This is a genomic window from Rhodopirellula sp. UBA1907 (assembly GCF_002337565.1).
GTDB classification, from domain to species: Bacteria; Planctomycetota; Planctomycetia; order Pirellulales; family Pirellulaceae; genus Rhodopirellula; species Rhodopirellula europaea.
The window spans coordinates 81818-88994 of the sequence record NZ_DDGH01000048.1 but is presented as its reverse complement, the minus strand read 5'-3'; the positions used below and the strand labels follow the sequence as shown (position 1 = coordinate 88994).

General features: G+C 56.2%; 5 protein-coding genes. 4 read left to right on the top strand and 1 reads right to left on the bottom strand.

Going from position 1 to position 7177, the window contains the following annotated elements; all coding sequences use genetic code 11:
- The 4 genes from B2R17_RS10250 to B2R17_RS10235 all read left to right on the top strand — a co-directional run.
- Nucleotides 1-1297 (top strand): phospholipase D-like domain-containing protein (locus B2R17_RS10250; RefSeq protein ID WP_286763907.1); only part of this gene is annotated, 1297 nt, incomplete at its 5' end.
- Nucleotides 1298-1511: 214 nt separating this feature from the next.
- The gene (locus B2R17_RS10245; protein WP_008672571.1) at nucleotides 1512-3071 is read left to right on the top strand and encodes a glycosyl hydrolase family 32 protein; all 1560 of its coding nucleotides are present in this window, start codon (nucleotides 1512-1514) and stop codon (nucleotides 3069-3071) included.
- 516 nt (nucleotides 3072-3587) lie between these two features.
- Entirely contained in the window at nucleotides 3588-5600 is a 2013-nt protein-coding gene (locus B2R17_RS10240; protein ID WP_008672569.1) for a LamG-like jellyroll fold domain-containing protein, read from the top strand.
- A gap of 227 nt (nucleotides 5601-5827) precedes the next feature.
- Nucleotides 5828-6721, top strand: coding sequence for a glycosyltransferase family 2 protein (locus tag B2R17_RS10235; RefSeq protein WP_008672567.1), 894 nt, complete (start codon nucleotides 5828-5830; stop codon nucleotides 6719-6721).
- A 25-nt stretch (nucleotides 6722-6746) separates the two neighbouring features.
- On the opposite strand, the gene B2R17_RS10230 is transcribed toward B2R17_RS10235, so the two are convergent.
- Nucleotides 6747-7177: adenine phosphoribosyltransferase (locus B2R17_RS10230; protein ID WP_286763906.1), on the bottom strand; the 431-nt coding region annotated here is incomplete at its 5' end.

The window sequence follows — 7177 nt, the reverse complement described above, 5'->3', positions numbered from 1 at the left end:
CAATGTGGGCCGACTCGGCTGGCTCGGACTCGTTTTGCTCTCACCGCCGATTGGGCTGGTCCTATTCCTGTGGCTGGGAGGCCGAAAAATCTCCGCTGAACACTCACAGCGCAAGCTGGTCGATTTGCCGGCAGCGGCGGATGGCAGCGATTGCTCACGGTCCGGCTTGGAACGAATGCTCGAAAAACGAGGGTTGCGTTCCCCGACAATTGGAAACCAAGTCCGCTTGCTCCACCGTACCAACGATGTTCTCGACGCCTATCTGGAATTGATCGATCAAGCTCAAGATGTGTTGTACGTGATGACCTTCATCATGGATGAACGAAAAAGCACCCAGCGGATTGTGGAACGGCTCTGCGCCCGGGCTCGCGAAGGGGTCCAGGTGCGATTGCTATGTGACGGTTTCGGTTCGTTCCTGATGTCCGACGAACAACTCGAACAAATTCGCGAAGCGGGCGGTCGCGCGATGCGTTTCAAGCCGATGTCGCAACTCAGCCGGCTTGCCTATCTGAATTTCCGCAACCACCGCAAACTTGCCGTGGCCGATGGTCGTCGTGCGATCTTGGGCGGAGCCAACTTGGTCGAAGAAGAACTCGACATCAACGAGGACGATGAACGCTGGGTCGACATGAGCGTTCTCATCGAAGGCCCCGCGGCGGCACAGCTGCAAGCGGTCTTTTGCAGCGATTGGAACTTCGTCGCCGAGGAGAAGTTGCCGCCGGTCGACTATGAATGCCCTCATCCACCGACGCATCCCGAGGATACTCGCATGACGGTGATGCCAATTGGTCCCGACGGCCCCGAGGAAATCCTGGAAGACTTTTGGAACTACGCCATCAATCGTGCCGAAGAACGCGTTTGGATCTGCACGCCCTACTTCGTTCCAACCGCACAGTCGATGAGGTGTTTGGAATCCGCATGTCGCCGCGGCATCGATGTCCGCATCCTTGTGCCGGAGGACAGCGACCTTGCTCCGGTCGATTACGCTCGCATCGATTACATGGACGACCTGCAATACCTCGGTGCCAGGCTGTACCGATACCAGGACAGCATGGTGCACGCGAAACTTGGCATCGTAGACGACTTCACCGCCGTGGTTGGTTCCGCCAACTTTGACGTGCGATCGTTCTTTCTCAACTATGAACTGTCTGTGGTCATCCACGATCAACCGACCATCCAAAAGTTCAGCGACTGGTACGAGTCACTCTTGCCAAACTGCGAACTCGGACTTCCCGAGCACACCGCTTGGCGTTCAACATTGGGCCTGTGCGCAAGACTGTTCGCATCGGAATTGTAGCTTTCACCAACCCAGACGACGCGAAGTGAATTTGCCGCGATCTACACTGAGTCGCCCCACTGGGCCGAACTCGGTTGCAAGAATCAGATCGATTGAATTCACCAACTTAGCCACAATCTGGTTCATCCACTCAGCACTCATCCAAACCGACCCTGCTCAGGCGAAACGGATCTTCGTCGGGCAAAACCGTTTACTCTCAAAACTTTCGATCTGCATGTATTCAGAAACAGCCGGCACCCGAAAGACTCTCGGTGACGTCGATATTCTTTATCACGATGGCATCTACCATCTGTTTCACCTCGTTCTTCCGAATCACGATTTCATCGCACACGCGGTCAGCAACAACTGCTTCTCTTGGCGGCGAGTCGAAAACGCGCTGTTCATCGGTGATCCCGGCAGCTGGGATGACTCGATGCTGTGGACCATGCATGTCAGCCCCAACCCGCACCGGCCTGGATCGTGGCGGATGTTCTACACCGGGCTGTCTCGCCGAGACCACGGTGCGAAACAGAGACTCGGGATGGCCGAGAGCGATGATCTCTATTGTTGGACCAAAGCTCCCGTCGCGTGGGAAGATCGCCGATCGGCATTGCCATACGATTTGCCTGGTCGGCCGCCGCAACCGCCGTTCAAGCAAGATATGAAGAGCTGCTTTCCTCTCAGCCCCGACCGTGAACACTACGAGTCTGAAATCGACGAGGCTCGCAACTGGGTGTCATGGCGCGACCCGTACTACTACCACGAAAACGGTCGCGGTTGGTTGCTGGCCGCCGGACGAGTCAACCACGGCCCAATCGTTCGTCGAGGCTGCGTCGCGGTGATGGAAGAAGTTCAGCCGAACAAGTTCGAGCAACGTCCGCCGCTTCATCATCCAGGACTGTATGACGACATCGAAGTCCCGAACCTGTTCAAGATCAACGGCGACTATTACCTCGTCGGCAGCATGCGTGAAGACGCGAAAATTCGGTATTGGCATACGGAGAAGATCGGCAAACCCTGGCGAACCTACGCGGACAACGTGTTGCTTGCCAGCGGAAACTATGCCGGTCGAATCACGACCGATGACAAAGGGATTCTGCTATGGAGCTTCTTCACGCCGGGCGGTGCAGACCGACAAACCGGTAATTTGATGCCACCGCCCAAACGCATTTGTCGTTTGCCAAACGGCCAACTGGAAGTCCGGACGTTTGAGGGCTTCGACTCTTTAGTTGAAAGTGAGGTCCCAGTTGAAAAGCTCTCGCCGATCAAACCAGTCGAATGCCAGTCCGCTCGCACATCAAACGACAACTCGTTCGACTTGGATTGTGAATCCGGCTTTCAGTGTTTCGCGTTGGAAGAAGACCTCAGTTGCTTCCGGTTGCGATGCCATATGAAGATGATGGTCGAGGGCAAATGCGGCGTTGCATTTCGACTCGATCGCGAATCTCACGACGGATACTACTTGTCGCTGGATTTGTTCAAAGGTGTTGCCCAGCTACGTGCTTGGGGCAGCGGTCCAGACGGGTCGGGTGAAGAAACGATGCAGTTCCAAAGCCTGCAGGCAGGATACTGGGAACGTGAAGTTCGCGGCGAAGTCGAACTGCAACTGATCGCATACGGCAGCTACATCGAAGTGTCCGTCGGTGGGCACGTGCTACTTTCACTCGCGGACCAAACGTTCAATCACGGCGCACTCGGTTTCAACTTGGAAAGCGGCAACTTGCGGGTCACCAACGTTCAAGTCGAACGCTTCATTCCACCCGTCCAATCGGACGAACACCTCGCCAACGGCTAAGTGAGCCTCCACGCAAAGGCATGGTGATCGTGGTGGTTCCCAATCCAAACGTCACCAGGACTGGATTGCAGGGTAAAGTCAGTCGCTGATCGAAGCCAAACCATTGACGACGGACTTCGGTGGAATTCCGACATCGACACCACCGTTCACGAGGAACGCCATCGCTCGCAGCTAGCCATGGGTGTTCGATTCCATGAACACGCGGTCCTATAAAACCTAAACAGCGGAATCACTGATTTGATAAGCACACCAAACGGCGAGATACAACTTTGATCCATTTGCGGCAGTTCTCGGAGATGAACCGTCGTTCGTGAAACCAGTACGCTCAGTTTGGAAAGATGCGACCGTTGTGGGCGGCTTGGAACAGCATCACCGGACCAGTCCTTTGGCGGGGCGAAGGCGTAGTCTCGGACGCCAGTTCTTCGCTCAAAATTCACGGGTCGGCCACTTGGGCTAAACTCGGGATTGTCTAGGTTTACTCCGAAACTTACGCCACCTCCTTCCGCGAATTGCAACATGCCCACCCACCTCTCCGCCCGCCTAAAAAAGTCCATCGCGACAGGGCTCTTTTGCCTTGTTTCTGTCGCTGGTCTGCCAACCATTTCTTTTGCTCACGACGGCGATGAAGGCCACTCGCACGAGCATCAAACGAACGACAGCTTCTACACAACTCGCGAGAGCACGCAGGTTCTGCCGCTCGCCAACGAAGAAGACGCTTTTCACTTCGTCGTCTATGGCGACCGGACCGGTGGCGTGCCCGCCGGATTGAAAGTGCTGGAACAAGCCGTCAAAGACACCAACTTGCTGTCTCCCGATTTGGTGATGACGGTCGGCGATTTGATCCAAGGGTACAACGAAAAACCCGAGTGGATGCGTCAGATGGCGGAGTACAAAGAAATCATGAACGAACTCGATGTGCGTTGGTTCCCAGTCGCCGGCAACCACGACGTTTACTGGCGTGGCAAAGGTGAGGCACCGCAAGGCCAACACGACTCAAACTACGAAGAACACTTCGGCCCTCTCTGGTACACCTTTCGTCACAAGAACGCGGGCTTCGTCGTTCTCTACAGCGATGAAGGCGATCCAGTCACGAACCAAAAGGCGTTCAATGTTGGCAAGCTTCAACGCATGAGCGACAAACAACTCGAGTTTCTGTCTGAGGCGTTGCAACAGCATCAAGAACTCGATCACGTGTTCGTGTTCCTGCATCATCCTCGCTGGATCGGTGGCGGCTACACGGGTTCGAACTGGGACACCGTTCACGACATGATGAAGCAAGCAGGGAATGTTTCGGCTGTCTTCGCCGGTCACATTCACCACATGCGATATGACGGCCCCAAAGATGGCATCGAGTACTACACGCTAGCAACGACCGGCGGCCACCTGTCCGCGGAGATTCCCGGCGCTGGTTACTTGCATCACTTGAATGTGGTCACTGTTCGACCCGATGACATCTCCGTCGCATCGTTGCCAGTCGGCGCGGTGATGGATCCGACCGAGTTCACACCTGAATTCGTTGATGAGGTCAATGAAGCTCGGAAAGTTCGTCCGGTAATCACCAAAAGCGAATTGCTCTTGAACACCGATGGATCAGCGGCCGGCCAAGTCGTCGTGTCGATCAACAACCCATCACCACGCGACATGGACATCACCGCATCAATCGGTTCCGCGTCACGCGATTGGCTCAGCTCGCTGGACCACGATCACATGACTCTGGCCGCGGGTGCCACCGAAACATTCACGGTGAAACTACGTCGCATCGCCGATGACACGGCGACTTGGACCATTCCTCGCGTTGAATTGGATCGCGTTTACATCGGCGAAAACACTCGCATCGAACTGCCCAGCGTTTCGACCCCCGTCAAACTGCAACTGGCAGCCGTGCCAGCGGATTACTTCAGTGGCGAGAACAACCAGTGCTTGGAAGTGAAAGGCGAACGTTCCGCAATTCGCGTCGATTCGGATACTCTCGCTCTTCCTAGCGGTCCCTTCACCGTGGAAGCCTGGCTGAACCCAAGCCAAACCGAAGGCATGCGTGGTGCAATTGCCAAAACACAAAGCAGCGAATTCGCGATCTTCTCTGATGAGGGCGTGCCCCAGTTCGATGTCAACTTGGATGGCAAGTACTACTCCGCCAAGGCGAAGGACAAACTCACCGTCGACGAGTGGACTCACGTGGCCGGGGTCTTTGACGGCGAAAGCGTTCGGATCTATGTCGATGGCAAGCAGATCTCTTCCGTCGCGGCCAAGGGAACTCGCAAGACCAACCCGTACCCGCTCTTCGTGGGAGCCGATCCTGACAATGCCGGACAACCCACACGATCGTTCCTCGGCAAGATCGACGAAGTTCGAATCACGGCGGAAGCGATCTACACCGGAGATTTCGAACCCGCCCGACGCTTGGTTCCGACCGAGAAGACACGGCTGTTGCTGCACCTGGACCGCACCCTCGGCCCATACGTGCTCGATCACAGCCCCGCGGCGGGAATGGGGACCCTGGGTCCAAATTCGACGTTCATCGCCCGCTGATCTGGCCCATCACGATTGTCCTGGCGACGTCACTTGACGTCGCCAGCTGACCTCGACTGCTGCAACCGTTGCAACCCTCAACGCAACCCTCCAAAGGCAAGGTCCTGTCATTCGAAAATCTCGGTCGAGTCCGCTCGACTGAGAATCGTTGCCCATAGTTTCCGTGGCGATGTGCCCCGATCGCTATCACTTGCGATCCACACGGCGACTTCAAAGCGACGACCCCTATGACGACCACTTTCCAACCGAGTGTCGAGAAGTTTCTAGCGGCACCTGAAGAACTCGATCAAGCGTTGACCACCTCGGACGACGCAGTCAATCCAGACGAGATTCTTCAGCGGATCGACGACACGCTTGGCCTCATCGCGGAAGCGAACCAGATCGCGTGTGGTGCATCGCCAGTCAAACAAATTGACGTTTCCGTCATTGTTCCAATCCACAATTGCCGGGAATACATCCCCGAAGTGGTCGACCGGATCGACGAGGTCATGCCACCGGCAACAGAGACGATTCTGGTCGACGATGGCAGTGTCGACGGAAGCTGGCACTACCTTCGAGGGTTGCCGGAACGTTCCAACCGAACCATTCTGCACCGCCGACGTCATCACGGTCGTGGTTCTGCCATCCGCATGGCACTGCGTCACACACGTGGACATGTGGTCGCGATTCAAGACGCTGACATGGCCTACGATCCAGCCGACCTTCTCGGTGCGATTTGGCCGATTCTGGAAGAACAAGCCGAAGTCGTTTATGGGTCCCGATCCATGCTTCGAGGCGGCTCACACAGCAACAACTTGCGAGGCGGGTTGAGCAACCGGATGCGTCGCATCGTCAATCGTTGCCTGACCACATGCAGCAACCTGACAACGGGTTTGCATCTGTCGGATCTTGAGACCGGTCACAAAGTCTTCCTCGGCGATCTCATTCGCTCGTTGCCGCTGACAGAAACCGGATCCGGTATTGATGCCGAAATCACGGCCAAAGTCGCTCGCGCGGCAAACACCGTCATGGAAGTGCCAACGCATTACTCCGCCGATCTGCGTGCTCCCGAGTACGCTCGCAACGCGAGAACGGCGATGACGACTCTTCGCAGCCTGATCGCACACCGCAACGGAAATTGATCCGCCGCGGCCCTTTCTACTTCCATCAAACACTAGGTCCCGGCGGACGGTTCTGAATGCTGAGCTCGTCCTCCGCATCATCCCCGCCGTATTCCAGCACGCTGTGGACATGGTAAGGCGACAAACGGGCTTCGCCGCCCAGTGCGACCAAGTGGATCAAGAACGAGCAGCCCACAACCTCTGCGTCGCATTTTTCCAGCAATCGCAAACAGGCTTCCACGGTGCCACCGGTCGCCAGCAAGTCATCGACGATCAGCACACGCTGGCCAGGTTTAATCCCGTCAACATGGATTTGTAGCTCATCGCTTCCGTATTCCAACTCGTACGCGAACGAGTGCAAATCAAACGGCAGCTTGCCTGGCTTTCGAATCGGCACAAAGCCGGCATTGAGTCGCATTGCCAGAGGCGTTCCAAAGATGAACCCGCGAGCTTCCGCGGCGGCGACCACATCAATCT

Excerpts from the sequence above, each read along its gene's own strand:
- B2R17_RS10245 (WP_008672571.1), top strand. The coding sequence starts at position 1,512 with ATGTATTCAGAAACAGCCGGCACCCGAAAGACTCTCGGTGACGTCGAT.
- B2R17_RS10240 (WP_008672569.1), top strand. The coding sequence starts at position 3,588 with ATGCCCACCCACCTCTCCGCCCGCCTAAAAAAGTCCATCGCGACAGGG.
- B2R17_RS10235 (WP_008672567.1), top strand. The coding sequence starts at position 5,828 with ATGACGACCACTTTCCAACCGAGTGTCGAGAAGTTTCTAGCGGCACCT.